Annotated in this window: 17 protein-coding genes; 13 read left to right on the top strand and 4 right to left on the bottom strand. The window is 69.8% G+C overall.

Going from position 1 to position 18,950, the window contains the following annotated elements; all coding sequences use genetic code 11:
• Position 1: 1 nt before the first annotated feature.
• A complete protein-coding gene (locus tag ACIBTX_RS10550; RefSeq protein WP_355047830.1) occupies positions 2 to 958 on the bottom strand; it encodes an SCO2521 family protein in 957 nt (318 codons plus the stop codon).
• A 296-nt stretch (positions 959 to 1,254) separates the two neighbouring features.
• Here ACIBTX_RS10550 and ACIBTX_RS10545 point away from each other — a divergent pair, with 296 nt between their 5' ends.
• The 9 genes from ACIBTX_RS10545 to ACIBTX_RS10505 all read left to right on the top strand — a co-directional run bounded on the left by ACIBTX_RS10545 (position 1,255) and on the right by ACIBTX_RS10505 (position 13,481).
• Positions 1,255 to 5,469 (top strand): HEAT repeat domain-containing protein, encoded by a 4,215-nt coding sequence (locus ACIBTX_RS10545; protein ID WP_396832353.1) that lies wholly within the window; start codon positions 1,255 to 1,257, stop codon positions 5,467 to 5,469.
• A gap of 78 nt (positions 5,470 to 5,547) precedes the next feature.
• The gene (locus ACIBTX_RS10540) at positions 5,548 to 7,347 is read left to right on the top strand and encodes a RyR domain-containing protein (protein ID WP_357392460.1); all 1,800 of its coding nucleotides are present in this window, start codon (positions 5,548 to 5,550) and stop codon (positions 7,345 to 7,347) included.
• Entirely contained in the window at positions 7,337 to 7,849 is a 513-nt protein-coding gene (locus ACIBTX_RS10535) for a hypothetical protein (protein ID WP_357124936.1), read from the top strand. The genes ACIBTX_RS10540 and ACIBTX_RS10535 overlap by 11 nt, the downstream gene beginning before the upstream one ends.
• A 126-nt stretch (positions 7,850 to 7,975) precedes the next feature.
• Positions 7,976 to 8,464 (top strand): hypothetical protein, encoded by a 489-nt coding sequence (locus ACIBTX_RS10530; protein WP_357392458.1) that lies wholly within the window; start codon positions 7,976 to 7,978, stop codon positions 8,462 to 8,464.
• 273 nt (positions 8,465 to 8,737) lie between these two features.
• The gene (locus tag ACIBTX_RS10525) at positions 8,738 to 9,991 is read left to right on the top strand and encodes an MFS transporter (RefSeq protein ID WP_396832352.1); all 1,254 of its coding nucleotides are present in this window, start codon (positions 8,738 to 8,740) and stop codon (positions 9,989 to 9,991) included.
• Between the two features lie 201 nt (positions 9,992 to 10,192).
• A complete protein-coding gene (locus ACIBTX_RS10520) occupies positions 10,193 to 11,386 on the top strand; it encodes an MFS transporter (protein WP_357124927.1) in 1,194 nt (397 codons plus the stop codon).
• 216 nt (positions 11,387 to 11,602) lie between these two features.
• Positions 11,603 to 12,310: an SDR family oxidoreductase gene (locus ACIBTX_RS10515; RefSeq protein ID WP_357124924.1), complete on the top strand. Its 708-nt coding sequence runs from the start codon at positions 11,603 to 11,605 to the stop codon at positions 12,308 to 12,310.
• A 206-nt stretch (positions 12,311 to 12,516) separates the two neighbouring features.
• A complete protein-coding gene (locus ACIBTX_RS10510; protein WP_357124921.1) occupies positions 12,517 to 13,083 on the top strand; it encodes a DM13 domain-containing protein in 567 nt (188 codons plus the stop codon).
• The gene (locus ACIBTX_RS10505; protein WP_357392454.1) at positions 13,026 to 13,481 is read left to right on the top strand and encodes an alpha/beta fold hydrolase; all 456 of its coding nucleotides are present in this window, start codon (positions 13,026 to 13,028) and stop codon (positions 13,479 to 13,481) included. Before ACIBTX_RS10510 ends, ACIBTX_RS10505 begins: the two co-directional genes overlap by 58 nt.
• Positions 13,482 to 13,836: 355 nt before the next feature.
• On the opposite strand, the gene ACIBTX_RS10500 is transcribed toward ACIBTX_RS10505, so the two are convergent.
• On the bottom strand, positions 13,837 to 14,073 hold the full coding sequence (locus ACIBTX_RS10500; RefSeq protein WP_357392453.1) for a 2TM domain-containing protein: 237 nt from the start codon (positions 14,071 to 14,073) through the stop codon (positions 13,837 to 13,839).
• A 143-nt stretch (positions 14,074 to 14,216) separates the two neighbouring features.
• Here ACIBTX_RS10500 and ACIBTX_RS10495 point away from each other — a divergent pair, with 143 nt between their 5' ends.
• The 3 genes from ACIBTX_RS10495 to ACIBTX_RS10485 all read left to right on the top strand — a co-directional run bounded on the left by ACIBTX_RS10495 (position 14,217) and on the right by ACIBTX_RS10485 (position 17,040).
• On the top strand, positions 14,217 to 15,014 hold the full coding sequence (locus ACIBTX_RS10495) for an alpha/beta hydrolase (protein WP_357124913.1): 798 nt from the start codon (positions 14,217 to 14,219) through the stop codon (positions 15,012 to 15,014).
• A gap of 259 nt (positions 15,015 to 15,273) precedes the next feature.
• Complete coding sequence (locus ACIBTX_RS10490; protein WP_357124910.1) at positions 15,274 to 16,458, top strand: MFS transporter; 1,185 nt, start codon at positions 15,274 to 15,276, stop codon at positions 16,456 to 16,458.
• Positions 16,459 to 16,518: 60 nt separating this feature from the next.
• Positions 16,519 to 17,040: a monooxygenase family protein gene (locus ACIBTX_RS10485; RefSeq protein ID WP_396832351.1), complete on the top strand. Its 522-nt coding sequence runs from the start codon at positions 16,519 to 16,521 to the stop codon at positions 17,038 to 17,040.
• A 132-nt stretch (positions 17,041 to 17,172) separates the two neighbouring features.
• Here the strand turns inward: ACIBTX_RS10485 and ACIBTX_RS10480 are convergent, their stop codons facing one another.
• On the bottom strand, positions 17,173 to 17,820 hold the full coding sequence (locus ACIBTX_RS10480) for a tetratricopeptide repeat protein (RefSeq protein ID WP_396832394.1): 648 nt from the start codon (positions 17,818 to 17,820) through the stop codon (positions 17,173 to 17,175).
• Between the two features lie 38 nt (positions 17,821 to 17,858).
• Between ACIBTX_RS10480 and ACIBTX_RS10475 the strand changes: the two genes are divergently transcribed.
• Positions 17,859 to 18,248: an OsmC family protein gene (locus tag ACIBTX_RS10475; protein WP_396832350.1), complete on the top strand. Its 390-nt coding sequence runs from the start codon at positions 17,859 to 17,861 to the stop codon at positions 18,246 to 18,248.
• 72 nt (positions 18,249 to 18,320) lie between these two features.
• Here the strand turns inward: ACIBTX_RS10475 and ACIBTX_RS10470 are convergent, their stop codons facing one another.
• The gene (locus ACIBTX_RS10470) at positions 18,321 to 18,872 is read right to left on the bottom strand and encodes a hypothetical protein (RefSeq protein ID WP_357392450.1); all 552 of its coding nucleotides are present in this window, start codon (positions 18,870 to 18,872) and stop codon (positions 18,321 to 18,323) included.
• Positions 18,873 to 18,950: the final 78 nt, after the last annotated feature.

The following is an 18,950-nucleotide window of genomic DNA, read 5'->3' as shown; positions in this document are numbered from 1 at the left end:
CTCAGCGCCCGCACGGCTCGTCGACGGCCATCCGGCCGGCCAGGTCGCGAAGCAGAGCCATGTTGCTCACGCTGATCTGGTCCCGGATCCAGTTGACCGACGAGTTCCACTGACGGCTGAAGCCGGGTACCTGCTCCAACTGGTCCCAGATCGGCCGCAGTCGCGGGTGCACCCGCGCGCCCGGCAGCCACAGGTGCAGCAGGTGCTCCAGCACCGGACGCAGCCGCTCGACGTGCTCCTGCCCGGAGGCCGATCGGGTGACCGCGGACTCCACCAGCGAGGACAGGATGGTCAGCAGCCAGTCGTGCAACGCGAGGTCTTCGCAGAGCCCCGCCACGGCCGCCGGCACGTCCTGCGGGGCGAGCACGAGTTCGACCGTACGCAGGGTGGGTGAGTCCACGGTGACCACCGCCGAGACGTCCCGGTTGGGACGCTCGTCCGTCTGCGCGGTCCAGCGCAACCGTGTGCGGGCGGTGCGCAGGGGCGGGCGCCGGTCCAGCAGGTCGGACATCTGCACACCGTCGAGCACCCTGCCGGTGATCGCCTCCAGGTTCAGCACGTCGGCGTTGTTGCCGTGCAGGAAGCCCGCGCTCAGGTCGGCGACGTCCAGCTTGCCGACCGTCTCGAGGACGCCGGGGTTGGCCAGGTAGTGCGACCACGGCCGACGGCGTTGCCCGGCGACGACGTGGATGACCGAGGAGGCCTGCACGATCCGGCCGCCGGTGATGATGGCCCGGGTGAGAACCGCGCCCACCCCACGTAACTGGCGCTTTCTGGCGCTCGGGAGCCAGCAGTCGACACCGGTGCGAACATCGGGTGACACCGCGTACAGCGATGGACGCCGGGAGGTCAGCACGGCCTCGCCCTCGATCAGGCTGAGCACGTCGGCGCTCTGCTCCTGGGCCAACGCCGTACTGTGCTGCAGAAGACTGGTGTGCACCTCACCGACCGTGAGCATGGCTTCCTCCGCGACGCTGCCACCGACCCGCGTTCGTCCCGCGTACGCGGCTCATGCTGATTGACGTACACCCCTCGCGACCGGCACTGACACGGATCCGCATCGGACAACCACAACTCTACGAGGGCGCGATTCGACCGACCGGATCCGTTTCCGTTGGTGGCCATCATAGGCACGGGTTCGGCGGGAATCCCATGTACGGCGGGCGTTCGGAGTGTTCGCGGGTCGGACGGACGTGACAACGACTGATATTTTCAATGATGCGGTCGCCAGCCACCCTCTGGAGTTTGCCGTTCATGAAGGTCTACATTTCGGCCACCCAAAAGGACTTGCTGGAATACCGCGCTGCCGTGCACGCCGTGGCTCGCCGTCTGGAGATCGACGACGTGGCCATGGAGGCGTACGGCGCCGACATCCGGCCGCCACTGGAACGCTGCCTCGCCGACGTGCGCCGGTGCGACCTCTACGTGGGGCTGTTCGCCTGGCGGTACGGGTTCCGACCGCCGGGCCAGGAGTCCTCCATCACCGAGTTGGAGTACCGGGAGGCGCTCGCGGCGGGAAAGCCCTGCCTGGTCTTCCTGCTCGCGGAGGACACACCCTGGCCGGTCGACATGATCGACCGCGATGCCGACTGGCAGCAGATCGTCGCGTTGCGCCGCGAGCTCAAGGAGCGCCACCTCTGCGCCTTCTTCTCCGGCGTGGACGACCTCACCGCCAAGGTGACCGCCGCACTGGCCGACGTACGCAGTGGCAGATCCCCGGCGCGCGAGCCGGCCGACCCGGACACTCATCTGCCGACGGTGGTGCGCAACCAGTACTACAAGCAGTTGTCGCTGCGATACCACGCCGTCTCGGTGGACGCGGTCTCACCGCGCCCCACCATCGGCTACCTCACCGTCGGGCTGCCCAACGTGTTCGTGGAGCCCCGCGTTCACGAGGACGCGCGACCCGAGATGCCGCTGGCGTGGTGGCGTTGGGCCGGGTCCACGCCGGGCGGCGACGTCGGCGGGCTGCCCGGGGTGGTGAACCCGGAGGAGGTGGAGCGGCTCTGGGAGGAGTACGCGGCGAAGGACGAGCTGTCGCTGTTCGACGTGGTGTCCGACCCGGGGCGGCGCACGATCGTGCTGCTGGGCGACCCCGGTTCCGGCAAGTCCGCGGCCGCGCGGTACCTGGCGCTGACGCTGGCCGGGGTCTGCGTCGAGCCTCGACTGAGTGCGCTGGACCGGTACCTACCCGTCCTGATCGAGCTGCGCTCCTACGCCACCCATCACGGCGACGGCCGGTGCGACGGTTTGCTCGACTACGTCGGCCACCGCCACCAGCAGGGGCTGGCCGGTATCGACCAGGACGTGCTGGAGGCGTACCTGCGCCAGGGCGGCCAGGCGCTGTTCCTCTTCGACGGCCTGGACGAGGTGTTCGACCCGGCGCAGCGGGAAGAGGTGGCCGCGCAGATCGCCACGTTCGCCAACGAATACCCGGGGGTGCTGACCGTGGTCACGTCGCGGGCCGCCGGCTACCAGCGGCACACGTTCGCCAACGCGGGCTTCGACCACTTCACCCTGGAGGATCTCGACGACGAGCAGATCGCGAGGTTTCTCGACAACTGGTACCGCTACGTGGTGCCCACCTCGGCCGCGGAGGCGGAGCGGCAACGGCGGCAGATCCTCGACGTGGTGGGCAGTTCCCGAGCGATGCGCGAGATCGCCGGCAACCCCCTGCTGCTGATGCTCATGGCGATCGTCGGGCGGGGCCACCCGCTGCCCCGCAACCGACGCCGGCTCTACGCGCACGTGACCGACGTACTGATCTCCGAGTGGGATGTGACAAAGCAGCTGCGCGAGAGCCACGGCGACGTGCCGTCGCTCGACCTACAGGCGAAGCGTCGGCTGCTGCGTCACCTCGCCTACTGGATGCAGTTCCGCGAGTCCGGCCCCGCCGGCAACTACATCGAGTCCGACGAATTGGCGTGCATCTTCCGGGACAACCTCGTCGAGTTCTACGGTTTCGAGAATGAGCGGGCCCTCGCCATGGCCCACTCGATGATCGACAAATTGCGGCAGCGAAGCTTCATCCTGGAGCGTTACGGCCTACGACTGTTCGGGTTCGTGCACCGCGCGTTCCTGGAGTTCTTCTGTGCCGAAGAGATCGTGGACAGATACGAGCGCGATCCGTCCGCCTCGGGCCTCGATCATCTGCGTTCGTTGTTTCGCGAGCGTTGGGCCGACCCGTCGTGGCGGGAGGTGCTTCGACTGGTCGCCGGCGCCCTGCCCGCCCGGGTCGCCAACGAGCTGGTCACCCTGCTCGCCACCGAGGCCACTCAACTGTGGCCGCCGCTGAACCTGACCGGGCCGCCGTGGAACCTGGTGCTGGCGGCGCAGTGCGTGGCCGAGGCGCCGCAGCCCGCCGAACTGGCCGGTGCGGGCGACGCCCTGCTGCGCCAGGTCGTGCGTCTCATCGAGCATGGCATCTCCGCCGACGACCCGAACCTGGTGGATCTCACCGAGCAGGAGCTGCTGTCCTCCATCCGGACTCTCGGCCCGGGTTGGCCCGGCCGGGAGGTCTTCCTGCACTGGTACCGCCGCCGTGGGGTCCGGACCAGTTGGCGATCCGGCTCTCCCTTCGCCACCAGGATCGCGGCGGTGCTGTCCACCGCCGAGGAGCAGATGGAGGACCTGCTCGTCCGGGAGCTGGGGCAGGGCCGCGAGCGGCAGGCCCGTCTCACCCTGGTCGCCGGGCTGGCCGAGGCCGCCGGCCGCATCGAGGCCACCGGCGGCAACAGTGGCCGATGCCGGGACATCCTGCTCGCCCAGGCGCAGGCCGAGGTCTCCACCGCGGTACGGCAGGCCGCCGTACGCGCACTGGTCGCCCACCTCGGCGCCGGCCTCGAATTCGTGGAGGTGCTGTGCGACCTCGCCAACTCTCCCGATCTCGCGGTGCGGGCGCTGGCCGTGCAGTCCCTCGGCACCCGGTCCGAACTCTCCGACGACGTCCGTCAGGTGTTGGCCAGGGCCACCGGGGACACCGCCGTCGCGGTGCGGCGAGCCGCCGCAGGAGTGCTCAGCACGCGCTACGCCGACCTGCCGGACGCACCCGAGACGATGCAGCGCCTGCTGGCCACCGACACCGATCCCGGCGTGGTGCAGTGCGTGCTGAAGCGTCTGCTGGCTCTGCCGGAGTACGCCGAGACCGCACGAACCACGGCGTTGCGGCGGATCACCGGCGACGCCCCGGACGAGGTCCGCCGCTGCCTGCTGACCGGGCTGCTGCCGGAGCGACCCGGTCCGGAGGACACCGAGCTGTTGCTCAAGCTGGCCTGCTCGGACACGTCCGCCCGGGTGCGCGCGGTCGCCGTACAGCGGTTGGCGCTCGTACCCGACCTCGAGGGGCGCTGCCGGGCCCGGCTGATCGACCAGATCGAGCAGGACGAGGATTCCTCCGTACGAGCCGCCGCGGTCACCGCCCTGATCGACCGGGACCGCGCCGACGACACCGGGTGGACCGTGGTGGCCCGCTCGGCTCACGTCGACGAGGACGCGACGGTACGCCTCGCCGCGGTGCGCGCGCTGGCCGAGGCCTACCCCGACCACCGCACCGGGGAACTGCTGCTGGAGAGCGCCCGACGCGATCCGACCGCGAGCGTCCGGCTCGCCGCGGTCGAACTGCTCACCGGGCGACCGCTGTTCGGCCACGCGACCCGGGATCTGCTCATCAGCCGCGCCTCCCAGGAGCGGGACCCGATCGTCCGGCTCCGGGTCACCCGTAGCCTGGCCCGCCTCGCCGACCCGCCGGACCTTGAGGTGCGGGAGTGCCTTGCCGAGCAGGTCAGTCGGGACCCCGACCCGAACGTGCTGTGCGCCGCCGCCCAGGCGCTCGCCCGCCACGGCAACGCCCCGGGCCTCATCGAGACCCTGTGCCGGCGGGCCCGCCGAGACAGCTACGTCGGCATCCGGTTGGCCGCCGTACAAACCCTCTGTGCGTACGGAAGCCCGGAACTGGTGACCGACGTGCTGCTGGAATGCGTCGAGTCCGACACCGACCCGACCGTGTTCGACGCGGCCGTACGCTGTCTGACCCAGCAGGGTTCGGCATCCATGGCGGTGACGCTGCGGCTCATGCGCCGCCTGTCGGACCAGGACCCGGCGATCCGCGCCCGCATCGCCGCCGCCCTCGGCGAGCACTTCGGCACCGACCCGGAGGTGCAGGTGCTGCTGGTCGGGCTGGTCCGCGACGATCCGGCGCTGGAGGTTCGCCGCCGGGCCGTGGAGCAGCTGGGTGCCAGTCTCGCCGGTCGCACGGGGGTACGGGACCTGTTGCTGCGGCTGGCCGACGACGATGACTGGGAGATCCGCCGGACCGCGCTGCTCGCGTTGACCCGGCACTACGACGGGGACACCCGGACCCGGGAGGTGCTCGTACGGCTCGCGCATCAGGAGGACGACGGCGCCGTGCGGCGGCTGGCCGGGCAACTGCTGGCCACGCTGCCCGACACCCGACCCGACGACTTTCCGTAGCCGAACCGGGGCCGTCGGTGCACACCCGCGTGCGCGTCGAGCGACAGCCCGATCGACCTCGTCAAATACCATGGACTCATGACGGATCCGGTCGCCGGCTCGTCCCGCCCGACCGGCTGGAGTCTGCGAGTCCTCTTCGGCTTGATCGGGCTGGCTGCCCTCGTCCTCGGCTATGTCGGCTTCGAGCGCCTGCTCCAAGCCCGTCCGGACGTCGCCCACGATCCGTACGACGTGCTCTACTACGACCTGCAACTCTTCGTCTTCGGCGCCGAACCCTTCCAGAACGCCGGCCCCTACCCGTGGCAGCTGCAGGTCGCCCGGTTCGCCGCCCCGCTGTTCACGCTCCTCGCCGTGGCCGAGGCCAGCCGGCTGCTGTTGGCCGCCGAGAGTCGCCGCCTGCGCGCCCGGCGGGCACGTGGTCACGTCCTGGTCTGCGGCGACTCCCAGTTCGCCCACATGCTCGCCGACCGGCTCTTCGCCGACGGTGAACGTGTGGTGGTGGTGCGCTCCGAGCCGTTCGGGCCGCTGGAGTACCGGCGGCGCCGGTACCTCGGCGTGGTCGGCGACCCGACCAGCCCCGAGGTGCTGCGCGGCGCCGGACTACCCCGAGCCCACACCATCTACGCCTGCAGCGAGGACGACGACCGCAACCACGCGATCGCCAACACCGCCAACCGGCTCATCCAGGAACGACGACAACCACCGCGGGTCTACATTCTGGTTCACGACGCGGAGATGTGTCTGTCCCTGCAGGCCCGACGGCTCGGCGCCGCCGGTTCCAGCCGGCTGCGGCTGGACTACTTCCACGTCGACGACGTCGCCGCACGCGCGCTGCACCGACACCACCCGCTGCCCGGCGCGGGAGTCCGACCAACGAGGATCCTGATCGCGGGCACCGGCACCTTCCGCCGGGCGCTCCTGGTGGAGACCGCCCGGCACTGGCGTGCGTTCCGCGCCGACACCCCCGGGGGCCACGCCGCGCCACCCCTGCGGGTGGACGTCGTGGCACCGGATGCCGGTTCCGAGATCGCGCTGGCGTCCTCGCGTTACCCGTTCCTGGCCACCGTCTGCCAGATGACCGCGTACGACCTGGATCTCGACGGCGTCGTCGGTCTCGGCCGCGACCGCTACGACCGCATCTACGTGTGCGCGCCGGACGAGATCAACGGCCTGCAGTTCGTGCTGGACACGCCGGCCCTGTGGCAGGGCGCCGAGAGTGCCGTGTTCGTGCCCGTCTACCGGCAGGCGGCGCTCGCCGCGGCTTTTCACGGCGACTCCCGGCACGACCTGCTCGACGAGGTGCACGGCAAGCTCCGCCTCTATCCGGTGCTCGCCCACGCCTGCGACGCCCGGCTGATCGCCGAAGATCTCACCGAGCGGTTGGCCCGGCTGATCCACGAACGGTACGTCCAGGCCCAGCAGCGCGCCGGGGTACGACTCGGCGACGCCTCGGCGATGGTGGACTGGTCACGACTACCCGAGTCGTTGCGGCGGGCCAACCGGGCCTACGTCCAGGACATCGCCGCCAAGCTGTTGGATCTCGGTTGCGTCGTGGCGCCCCGGCACGGCGGCACCGTTGACGCCTCGGCCGCCGGGCAGGCCATCGACGACGGGATCGAGGAACTCGCCCGCCTGGAGCACGAGCGGTGGTGCCGGGAACGGCGCGGGGACGGTTGGACGTACGGCGACCCGCGCGACGACGCCCAGCGACGGCACCCCGCCCTGCGGCCGTGGGACGAGCTGCCGTCCCACGTACGGGAGCAGAATCGCGAGGGGGTCCGGGCACTGCCTGACGTGCTGTCCGACAGCGGGTTCGAGCTGATCCGGTTGGCACCCCCGGTGCCCACTCAGCGGACAGGCCCGACGGATGCCGCCTGACCTCGACCCGGTCCGCGTCGGCGTGACCGGGCACATCAACCTGACCCGCGACACCGAACTGCTCGTCGCCGCCGCGCTCCGCGTCGAGCTGGGCCGGATCAGCGACCGGCCGGTACACGGCGTGACCTGCTTGGCGGCCGGCGCGGACCAGGTCTTCGCGCGCACGATCCTCGACCTGGGCGGCACCTACGAGGTGATCCTTCCGGCCCTCGACTACCGGCTCGCGGTCATCAGGCCGGAGAATCGGCTGGTCTTCGACGAGCTGCTCGACCGGGCGGTCGCGGTCGTCCACACCGGACACGACCGCTCGGACACCGCAGCGTACGTGGTCGCCAACCGGGAACTGGTCCGACGGGTGCAGCGACTCGTGGCGGTGTGGGACGGCAGACCTGGCCTGCACCCCGCGTCGACGGACCGGACCATCGAGTGGGCGCGGCGCCACGGCGTCCCGACCACGGTTCTCTGGCCCGTCGGCGCCCGTCGAACGCCCATCGAGGGTTGACGAGCCGGTCCTGCTGTCGATCGACGACGCACCGGCTAGAGCCGCCGTTGGCCCGATAACTGGTCCCACCCGATCGACTGCGGCTGGTAGCGTGCGCCGATCATGAAGATCACGGGGGAAACATCGATGAACCGAACTCGACTCGTCCTGACTGGCCTGGCCGTCGGGGCGGCGTTCGCGATGTCCGGCTGCGATCCGCAGCCCGAATCCGAGAGCACCGCGACCGCGCCATCTCCGGCGGCCTCGAGCGCCGCCCCGACCGGCGGTCCGGCCACCACCGCAGCCAGCAGTGCGGCCAACGACGCGGCCACGGTGCAGGCCTGCGCCGACATCAACAAGGACATCAAGGACAACGCCACCAAGATCGCCAAGGCCGAGAAGATCGGCCCGCCGGCCGGGCACTTCGCGGTCAGCGCCCAGTGGGTCGCCGGCTCGGTCGCGATCCTGGCGCACACGATAGGCGCCAACGACGTGGTCACCACCGCCTCCGAGAAGATCCAGAACGAGATGATGGCCCTGAGCGACGCGTACAACAAGTCCGCCGACGCCAAGCCCAGCAAGAAGGCTCTGGAAGCAGCCCTCAAGGAGTTGGACTCCGCCTGCTCCGCCGCCTGACCGGTTCGACTACCGATCGGCGGTGACCCCCACTCGGACGGTCACCGCCGATTCGCATGTGATGCGACCTCCGGCACCCGCATCAGCGGCCGCTGAACAACCCACGGAGGCCCACGCGACGAACGGCGGGCCTAACCAACTGCCGGCGCAGTGCTATGGCCTGTTTCCGAAGGGCGTTCGAGATGCCCCTCAACGGTGCGGTGGGACCGTGGGTCGGAACGGCGGCTGGGGGGGTAAGTCCCAGCAGATGGCGTAGCGGGAGGAGCAGCGACGGTGGCCCGAGAGGGGATGACGCTCACCGATGCCGGCGCGGACCAGCGCGATACCGGCGGCGAGCGGAGCAATCTGGTCCGATATTCGCTGCTCGCCTCACTCGCCCGGCTGGCCGACGAGGGTGCCCGCGTGGGGCTCGTCCTGCTCGCCGTCGAGACCACGCGGAGCGCCGGGTTCGGCGGCCTGCTGGTCGCTGCGCTCGTGGTCCCGCACGTGGTCGCGGCGCCGCTGGTCGGCGCGGTGGCCGACGCCATCTCCCGGCGCAAGGTGTTCTACAGCGGTGCGCTTCTGGTGTACGCCACAGCGCTCGCACTGACCGCGGTGGCCACCGGCTCGTCTCCCCGATGGGTGGCCGTCGCCGCCGCACTGGCTGCCGGTTGCGTCGGCCCGTTGCTCAGCGGCGGGCTCACCAGCCTGCTCAACGAGCTCGTCCCCGGGCGCCTGCGCAGCGCGTACGGCATCGATTCGACCCTGTACGGCCTTGCGGGCATCGTCGGACCGTCGGCGGCGGCGGTGTTGGCCGGCGCGTTCGGCGGCCGGATCGCGGTATTCTGCCTCGCCGGCTCGGCCGCCGCCGCCTCGTTGCTGCTGTGGTCGCTGCCGTTGGCGCGACGCGAGCGCTCGGAGAGGTATCACCTGCGCGGGGCCGACTTCCTCGCCGCCGCCAAGGTCATCATCAGGCGGCCGGCCCTCGGCTCGGTCACGCTGGGCAGCTGCCTCGGGCAGCTGGGCGCCGGCGCGCTACCGGTGACCGCCGCGCTGATGGCGCAGCGCGTCCACAGCACCTCGCTGACCGGTGTCATCCTGTCCCTCATCGCGCTGGGCGCGCTGGCCGGATCACTGCTGTATGTGTACTTCCCACTGCGCTCGTGGCTGCCCGAGAACGTCATCCTCGTCTGTCTCCTCGCGACTGCCGTCCCGTTCGCCGCAGCCGCCGCGTTCCACACCACCCCTGCCGTCTACCTGCCTGCCTTCGCGATCAGCGGCCTGATCAACGGCCTGATGTTCTGTTCCCTGCTGGTGGTGCGTGGCCGGGAGGCGCCACCCGAGCTGCACACCCAGGTGTTCACCGTCGGCGCTGGCCTGAAGAGCGCGTCCGGCGCCATCGGATCCGCGTTGGCCGGCGGGGCGGCCGGTGCCGGCGTGGCTGTCCTGCTGGGCGGGGTGAGCCTTTGCCACGCGCTCGGCGGGCTCCTGGGCGCCGCGGTACTCCGCGCGCCGCGTCGACGCCCGACGGACCCGGAGAACCAGTGACGGAACGCCGGCATCGGTGGGAGCAGCCGGTGGTCGCCCACTGGTCTTTCGAGGCGCTCGTCAACGACGGTGCTGGACGAGCCCGACCGACGCATCCGCGACGTCGCCTGCTCGACATGGACGCGGCGCATCTGGCGAAGGAGTGATCACATCAGTCAACCGACGACCGAGGCCGACCCCTCGACAGACCGGCGGACGGCGGTGGCGGCACTCGTTGCGCTCGCCGTGGGGGCGTTCTGCTACGTCGCGATGGAGACGATGCCCGTCGGCCTCCTCCCCTTGATCTCGGAGGAGTTCGGGGTGTCGCTCGCCGACGCCGGGATGCTGGTGACCGGCTACGGGTTGACCGTCGCGATCGTCTCCGTGCCGCTGGCGTACGTCACTCGCCGCGTACCGCGACGGCTGCTGATATCCGTGCTACTGGGTGTCTTCGTGGTGGCGACCCTGCTGTCGGCGGTGGCGGTGGACTATGTGATGTTGCTGGCGGCGCGGGTCGTCGTGGCGCTCAGTCAATCGGTGTTCTGGGCGGTGGTCGGGCCGGCGGCGGCCAGCCTCTTTCCGCAGCGGGTACGTGGCCGGGCCATGTCGACGGTCTTCGGCGGCTCGGCTCTCGCACCGATGCTCGGCGTGCCGGCAGGGACCTGGCTGGGCCAGCAGGCGGGCTGGCGCTGGACCTTCGTGGCACTGGCCGGCTTCGGCCTGCTCGCGCTCGGGCTGGTCGCCGTCCTGATGCCAACGACACCGGTCGGAGCCGCACACGCCGCGACCGGCACCGCGCCGAGCGTCCCGCGCTACTGGATCCTGGTCGCGACCACCGCCCTGTCCATCACCGGACTGTTCACCGCGTTCACCTACACCGCCCCGTTCCTCACCGAAGTGAGTGGCTTTCCCGCAGCGGCGATCGGCCCCCTGCTGCTGCTGCGCGGCCTGGTCAACTTTGGTGGCATCGCGGTCGCCGGTGCCGTGGTCGACCGCAGTGAACGGGGGACCATGGTGGGCTCGCTCCTCGTTCTCGTGGTCTCGCTGGTCGGCCTGTACCTGTTCTCCGGCTGGCAACCGGCTGTAGCCGTGATGCTCGCCCTGTCCGGCTTCGCGCTCGGCGCGCTGACCCCGGCCCTACAGAACCGGGTGCTGGAGGTGGCTCCCGGCAGTTCAGACCTGGCGTCGGCCGGGAACTCCGCTGCCTTCAACGTCGGTATCGCCGGCGGGGCGCTCCTCGGCGGAGCCCTGCTGTCCGGACCCGGCATCGCCGACACCGCACTGGTGGGTGGGCTGGTCGCCGCCGCTGCTCTGCTGCTCGCACTGGTCGAGCCGCTGATCGCCCGCGACGTTCATCGGCAGCAGGCCACCGAGGGGCCGCGTCGGTACGCCACCAGCCCGCACGCACCGCGGTGAGGAGGAAGCCGGCCAGGCTATCCGGACCCGGCGGAGGCAACCACGTCCTGGCCGTGGGGAGATGGACGGTACGGGTGGAGCGCGGCGACCCGTCGGGCTTCATCAGTCGCTGTGCGGGTCGCCCTGAGCCGGGCGATGCTCCTGCGGACACGGGCGGCCGTGATTAACCTCGCAGCATTTGCCTCTAACGTCAACGTGAGGTTCTAGCGTGTTGGTATGGAAATCAACGGCTCAACAGCTCTCGTGACCGGCGCCAACCGCGGCCTCGGCAAGGCGTTCGCCGAGGCACTCCTCGCCCGCGGCGCCACCGTCTATGCGACCGCCCGGCGTGTGGAAAGCATCGACATTCCCGGTGCCATCGCCCTCCAGATGGACATCACGGATCCGGCGTCCATCGAGGCCGCGGCGGCCCAGGTGGGCGACCTCGACATCCTCATCAACAACGCCGGCACCTCCACGGACGCCCCGCTGCTCGGGCCCTCGACGGAGAACATCCGCAAAGACTTCGACACCAACTTCTGGGGAACCCTCAACGTCACCCGCGCGTTCGCGCCGAGGCTGGCCGGTGGCGCCATTCTCAACGTCATCTCCGCGTTGAGCTGGTACACCTTCTCCCCCGGCAGCAACGGCTACGCCGCCTCGAAGGCCGCGGAGTGGTCCCTGACGAACGGCATCCGACTCGAGTTGGCCGACCAGAAGACTCTGGTCACCGCCCTGGCGCTGGCGATCGCTGACACGGACATGATGGCCGGCATCGACATCCCCAAGCTCGCGCCCCACGAGGTGGTCACCCAGGCCCTCGACGGGCTGGAGGCGGGCAAGATCGAAGTCATCGCCGACAAGCCCACCGCCAACGTCAAGGCCTCGCTCTCCCGCGACCCCGCCCTCTTCTACGCCGACCTCGCCGGCAACCTCTTTGCGTGACTATCGCAGCGTCACGCAGGCCGGAGTAGACGACCTGGTCAGGGGCGTACGCCCGATACGGGGGCCGGCCTCCGGTGGAGCCGGCCCCCGTATCCGTGACGCCGCAACGGCCCACATCTTCGGCCGGATCGCCCCGCACGTGCCGTAAGCGATCGGTAATCCGGCCCTGCCTGGTCACGATGAGGTCCGGCGGCTTGACTTGAACCGTGACTCGCCGTCTTCTCCGCGCTCCTGTCGCCTGGATCGTCGTTGCCGTGCTCGGCATCGGTGCCGCAGGAGCGCTCTACTGGTTCCAACCGTGGCGGTTGTTCACCGACACGGTCGTGGCGGAGCCCCTCTCCACCGTCCCGCAGCCGTCTCAGTCCGCGCAGCCGTCTCGGTCCTCATCCGACGCCGCGGACGTCCCGGCCGCACCGATCGTTCTCGCAGAGGGAACCTTCATCACCCACGAGCACGACACCAGCGGCACGGTCCGGATGGTCCGCAACCCGGACGGCAGTCACCAGCTGGAGATCGACGGGCTGGACACCAGCGACGGCCCTGACCTACGGGTGTGGTTGTCCGATCAGCGGGTTCGCGCAGGCACCGCCGGCTGGCGGGTGTTCGACGACGGTCGGTACGCGGAACTGGGCAAACTCAAGGGCAACCAGGGCGATCAGGTGTACCGGCTGGCCGCCGGAGTCGACCCGGCGGAGTTCCGCAGCGTCAGCATCTGGTGCAAGCGCTTCGCCGTCTCGTTCGGCGCCGCGGAACTTGCCGCCGTCCCGTCATAGCTGGACGCGTCTGCGTCCTGAGCCCGGAACGATGCCCCCGCTCCGCGATCGACATCCGCGTCGAGATCGGTCGGGCCGTACGGGAGGCGTTATACGGCGACGTCGACGCGGCCACCGCCGATTCCGCCATCGACCTGCTCGCCCCGGCCGCGCCGGTCGGCATCGCGGCCGATGCCCCGGTCGTGACCCGCGAGCGCTACGGCTCGGTACCCAAGACGTACGTGGTCTGCACCAAGGAGAACGCCGTTCCGCCGGCGCCGCAACGACGGCTGATCGCCGAGATCGACGCCGTCTCGACGTCCCCGACCCAGGTGATCGAGCTGGACTCCGCACACTCGCCGATGCTCTCGCACCCGGACGACCTCGCCGCCGCCATCGGATCGGCCGGGCTCGGCTGATCACGGCCCACCCATTGCCCGCTCAGGCCGCGGTGAGCTTCCGGATCGACGGCGAAGCGCCGCGGCCTGAGGTGGGAAGCGCAATCAGGACCGACCGCCGCCCGGCCATACGTCGTAATTGACGGTGGTCCAGGAGATCCCCGGACCGAGGCGGGAACGGCTCGGTGCGCAGAGGCCCGCCCCGCAGGGCTCGGAGAACACCGTACGGATGGCCCAGATCGGTCCGGACGGTCCCATCGGCGGATTCTTCGCCGCTCGGGAAGTCCCCTGGTGACCCGTGCCGGCCCCGAACTGCTCGGCGCGAGCGCCCCGACCGTGAATGGATCACGGACGAACTCCGAGAGGAATGGCGCCGTCAGCGCCCCGGGCGCAGTTGCCAGGAGTTGTGCGAAGTGGACAGGAATCTCCGCACCGCCCAGAAGTGGAACGCCAGCCCGATGCTCCAGGCGACGATCGACCAGACCGGCCAGAAGAATTGGTCCGGGGTGACGAACCACCAGACCACGATTTGGGCGAGGTTGGCGACCACGTACCAGACGAAGTGGATCGCCAAGGCCCATTTGGCAGCGGTTTCGCTCTTCGAGAATGTCATGGCCGCAGACTAGGCCGAACGACTTGACGAACACGGAAATCGCCCGGCAGTCGAGCTGCATTCCCGTTCAGTGTCCGTCAAGCAACGCCTTTTAGGTTCAACCGGAATCTCTTCCGGAAACGACTACTGAAAGGCTCATATCAATGACGACAACCCGCCGAACACTGCTGGCCGGTGCCGCCGCGGCCGCCGCCGGGGCTGCGCTCGGGGCACCCGCCGCACAGGCCCACCCGCGACCCGCCAATCAGCCGAAGCCCACGGTGGTACTCGTGCACGGCGCCTTTGCCGATGCCTCCGGCTGGAACGACGTCGCCACTCGCCTCATCCGCGACGGATACCCGGTCATCGCTCCGGCGAACCCGCTGCGCAGCGTGGCCTCCGACTCCGCGTACCTGGCGAGCGTCCTCGCCACTCTGAGCGGCCCGATCGTGCTCGCCGCCCACTCGTACGGGGGGATCGTCGCCACGAACGCGGCGACCGGCAACCCGAATGTGAAGGCGTTGGCCTACGTGGCCGCGTTCGCGCCCGATCAGGGCGAGACGCTGCTGGGTCTACAGACGAAGTACCCGGGAAGCAAGCTCAATGAGGCGGCGCTGGACTTTCGGCCCTACGAGGCCGGCCTCGTCGACGGGTACATCAAACGGCAGTTCTTCCGGGAGGTGTTCGCCGCTGACGTGCCGAAGGCGACCGCCGAGCTGATGTGGACCGGGCAGCGGCCTGCCGACGCGCGCACTCTCGGGGAGCCGTCGGGCGTACCGGCCTGGAAGAACATTCCTTCCTGGTACCTCGTTGCCCGCAACGACCAGGTGCTGCCTGCCGAGGCGCAGCGGTTCATGGCAGAGCGGGCCGGCGCGCAGGTCCGGGAGGTCAACGCGTCGCACGTCGCCATGATCTCGCAGCCCTTCGCCGCGGCCGAACTCATCAAGCGCGCCGCGCGCTGACGAGGCGCAAGAGAGGGCTGGAGGCCGGCCCTCGACCGGCCAGGGCCGGGCTGGGGGTAGTCCACCAGCTCGGGGCCCTGGTCAGGCGCGACGGGAAGGTCACCTCGGTATTTCCCCGGATCTGCGTCGACCACCGGCCTACGGGCGTGCCCGAACCCCGCTCACACGAGTGAATCTGCGGAGGAACGCGATGCACCAGCAGGCATTTGAGGGTCAGTGTGCCGCCGCGGAGAACCGGCGCGCCTCGACCACACCACCCGTGAGACATCCGAAGCTGACGTTGCTGGCGCTGGCGCTGGGCACCTTCGCGATCGGTACCGGCGAGTTCGGTAGCAACGGCATCATCCAGCTCTTCGCGTCCGACCTGGACGTGTCTATTCCGGTGGCGACGTATGCGATCACCGCGTACGCCCTCGGAGTGGTGATCGGTTCTCCGACGATCATCCTGCTCGCCGCACGAACGAACAGGCGCCGACTACTGATCGGCCTGATCGGACTGTTCCTGGTCGGCAACGGGCTCTCCGCGCTGGCTCCTGACATCACGTCACTCGTCATCTTCCGATTCATCGCCGGGAGCGTGCAGGGTGCGTTCTTCGGCGCGGGAGCTGTGGTCGCCGCCTACGTCTACGGACCGGGAAGGGGCGGCAGGGCATTCGCCACCGTGATGGGCGGCCTGACCATCGCCACCATCGCCGGGTCCCCCCTGGGCACTCTCATTGGTCAGAACGCGGGCTGGCGTGTCATGTACTGGACCGTTGTCGCCGTGGGTCTGCTCGCTGGCGCCGCCCTCGTTGCCTGGCTGCCGCGCACCGACGAACTGCGCGGCAGTTCGGTCGCCAGCGAGTTGCGGGCGTTGCGTCGACCGAACGTATGGCTGATGGTCGTCGTCGCGGCGCTCGGCATCTCCAGCATCTTTGCCGTTTACACGTTCATCGGCCCATTCGTCACCGACGCCGTAGGGCGGGACGCCTCAGTCATTCCGCTCGCACTGGCCGTCTTCGGCCTCGGCATGGCGGTCGGCAACCATCTCGGCGGCCGCGTCGCCGACCGCTCGGCAGATCGCGGTCTGACCTGGGGCTACGGCGGCGCTCTGGCACTCCTCGTGCTGATCGGCGTCGCCGGCAGCAGCCTCGAGGTTCTGCTGCCGTGCCTGTTCGGCGTCGGCGCGACCATGATGTACGCGATCCCCAGCATCCAAGTACGGCTGACCAGCTTCGGCCCCGACGCCCCGACGCTGATGGGTGCCCTCAACCTGGCCGCTCTCAACCTGGCCAACTCTCTCGGCGCGATCGGCGGCGCGATCACCCTTGACGCCGGTTGGGGCACCCTGTCCACCGTCTGGGCCGGCTTCGTCCTCACCACCACCGGCCTGGTCCTGTACGTCACGACCGTCGCCCGACGCAGGCCAGCTCCATGGATGACGGCGCGCTTCATCGCGGGCTGATCGTCAACGACGAACAGCCCTCGCCCCCGCCCACTAGAATTCAGAACGAGGAGATTCACGATGAACACGAGTGTGAATCGGCAAACTGTCGACCTGTCGCCCTACCCGGACCTGGTGGTCGTCTATCTGGGCATGCGCGTCAACCGGCTCTTTGGCCTGCGGACGCTGATGGGTTACGGCCCGCAGATCGGCCGATCCGCCAGCGACAACCCCGAGGGTCTCCTTCGGCATGAGCCCCTGCTGTGGTCGCTGTTCCCGATGCACGTCGGCATTCGGCAATACTGGCGGGACCTGCCCTCCCTGTTGTCCTGGGCCCGTTCGGAACCACACCGGATCTGGTGGCGCAACTTCCTGCGCGACAGCGGCGGTACGGGCTTCTGGCACGAGACCTACCTACTCCGTGGCGGGATGGAGGCGGTCTACGACGACATCCCGAAGGAGCAGGGCTTTGCCGCCTTCGCTCCCGTACACCCCGCACGCGGTCCCCTCTTCAGTTCGGCCGCACGCGTCGGACGCCCCGAGGACAACGCCGCACCGGTCATCAGCGAAGACGAGCTCTACACAGCGGGACCCGGTCAGTAGGCAACACCGTTCCGCAATCGATCGTCACCTCGGCGATCGACCCGTCGCGGTGAGCCGTTCGCCAGGTGGCTGCGGCTCACCGCGGCCGGCGGGCGGTAGGCGTCGGAGCGCGCTTCTCCGCTGCTCGGATCGCTACCCGCTCAGCCTCGCTCGGGCGTCCTCGGCGTCGGGGTGGTCGAGCGCCTCGAGGATGGCCAGCGCCTCCTGCCACGCGAGTCGCGCCTCGGTCTCCCGCCCGCCGACCTCGTGACAGTCGCCGATGTGCAGGAGGATCGTCGCCTCCGGGTACCGATGGCCAAGTTCACGCAGCATGTCCAATGAGCGTTGGTGGCAGTAGCTGGCCTCGTCCTCGTGGCCGAGCTTGTGGTGGGCCTGACCCAGACTGTCCCAGGTGTACGCCTGACCGGACCGGTTATCGACCGCCTCGAACAGCGCCAGTGCCTCAGTGCAGCTGGCCAGCGCCTGTTCGTAGTCGTCGGCGAGGTAGTGGATCCAGCCGATGTCGTTGCGCGCCGCCGCCTCACGGTCGCGGTCGTTCCCAGCCTGGAACAGCGTCAACGCGCGGTCGGCCTCGGTCATCGCCTCGGGATAGCGGCCAAGCTGGACGAGCACCTCCGAGAGACTGAGGTGGATCCCGCCCTGACGGACGGGGTCGGCATCCGGGCCCAAGTCGATGGCCCGCAGGTAGAGCCGGATGCCGCGACGACGACCGCCGCGCCTTCTCGGCGGCGGCGGCGAGGGTCGCCGTACCTGGTGGTGATACTGGTGACGGGCAACAATGAGCCGATCGGTTCAGGCGCGGCGGACAGGAGCAACCGATGGAGCAGTTCGCGGTCGTGGTCGGCGCCGGCTCGTTCAGATCGGATGACGGTGGTGCGATCGGGTTCCCTCATCGCTGGACACCCGAGGGCGTCACCGTCGAGGCGGACTTCACCGGGGCGCACCTGTTGCACCTCGCTGCGGCCGGCTGCGTTCTGAACGACGTGTATCGGGAGGCAAACGTACTCGGCATCCGGATCGACGGGGTACGTGTATCGGCGGAGGGAGGCTTCGACCCGCAGACGTGGATATCGAGCGGCATCACCTACCAGGTCGAGGTGAACTCGCCCGCGTCCGGCGACGAACTTGCCACGCTGTTGGATCGTGTCGACGACGTCGCCGAGATACCGCGGGCGATTCGCGCCGGGGCCACGGTACGAAGAGGCTGACTCACCCGCCGGCCGAACGAGCAGGTACAGCGGGCGTGGCGGCGACTCATGCCGACGCAAGCAGGACCTCGATCATTGTCTGCGGTTCGATGATGTCTGGCCGGTCGCTGACCTGACATGCATCCGATTGCGTAGCGACCGCGTCGTGTCCGTGTGTTGCAGCCCGAGCCCGGGGCCACGCCGCGCCGGGTCGGCCAGGTAGTCGTCACCGATCTGCCGGTATCCCAGCAGCGCCTGCCAGAACGGCAGCACGTCCGAGCTCACCGCGGCGTCGAGGGTGATGTTGAGGAGCTGCACTGCGGCGGGGTCGGCGGGGATGCCCAGCGCACGGGCAGCGGCCGATATCCGTCGCGCCAGTGAGACGTCCCGCCGGGACAGCGACACGGTGACGCCCAGGTGGGGCAGGTCCACGTTGGATTGCTCCTGCTCGTCGGGGCCCGCGAGCCGACCGATCTCATTGACGAACGCGATCCCCGCAGACAGCGAGCCGGTCCGGAAGTGGGCCGAGACCAGGTGGTAGAGACAACGCCAGTCTTCGACACCGTCAGCCGCGTGGAAATGCCCATCGGTGATCCGCACCGTCGTGTCCGCGAACCTAACATCGACGGCGGCCTGGTCGCCCACCGCGGCTTGGCCACCTCCAGGGACGCTCCGTCGTCGGTGCGGAGCGCGCGCCCGTACCGGCGTTGCGGGGCACGCGCA

Origin of the sequence: Micromonospora sp. NPDC049359 (genome assembly GCF_044466585.1) — a bacterium.
GTDB lineage: Bacteria > Actinomycetota > Actinomycetes > Mycobacteriales > Micromonosporaceae > Micromonospora.
The sequence above is the reverse complement of the archived record's forward strand: the minus strand, read 5'-3'. Positions and strand labels throughout refer to the sequence as shown.

What these genes read in the sequence shown, in the direction of transcription:
- ACIBTX_RS10495 (WP_357124913.1), top strand. Translation starts at nt 14,217, where the DNA reads ATGACGACAACCCGCCGAACACTGCTGGCCGGTGCCGCCGCGGCCGCC.
- ACIBTX_RS10550 (WP_355047830.1), bottom strand. Translation starts at nt 958, where the DNA reads ATGCTCACGGTCGGTGAGGTGCACACCAGTCTTCTGCAGCACAGTACG.
- ACIBTX_RS10530 (WP_357392458.1), top strand. Translation starts at nt 7,976, where the DNA reads ATGAACCGAACTCGACTCGTCCTGACTGGCCTGGCCGTCGGGGCGGCG.
- ACIBTX_RS10515 (WP_357124924.1), top strand. Translation starts at nt 11,603, where the DNA reads ATGGAAATCAACGGCTCAACAGCTCTCGTGACCGGCGCCAACCGCGGC.
- ACIBTX_RS10485 (WP_396832351.1), top strand. Translation starts at nt 16,519, where the DNA reads ATGAACACGAGTGTGAATCGGCAAACTGTCGACCTGTCGCCCTACCCG.
- ACIBTX_RS10475 (WP_396832350.1), top strand. Translation starts at nt 17,859, where the DNA reads ATGGAGCAGTTCGCGGTCGTGGTCGGCGCCGGCTCGTTCAGATCGGAT.
- ACIBTX_RS10535 (WP_357124936.1), top strand. Translation starts at nt 7,337, where the DNA reads ATGCCGCCTGACCTCGACCCGGTCCGCGTCGGCGTGACCGGGCACATC.
- ACIBTX_RS10545 (WP_396832353.1), top strand. Translation starts at nt 1,255, where the DNA reads ATGAAGGTCTACATTTCGGCCACCCAAAAGGACTTGCTGGAATACCGC.
- ACIBTX_RS10540 (WP_357392460.1), top strand. Translation starts at nt 5,548, where the DNA reads ATGACGGATCCGGTCGCCGGCTCGTCCCGCCCGACCGGCTGGAGTCTG.
- ACIBTX_RS10500 (WP_357392453.1), bottom strand. Translation starts at nt 14,073, where the DNA reads ATGACATTCTCGAAGAGCGAAACCGCTGCCAAATGGGCCTTGGCGATC.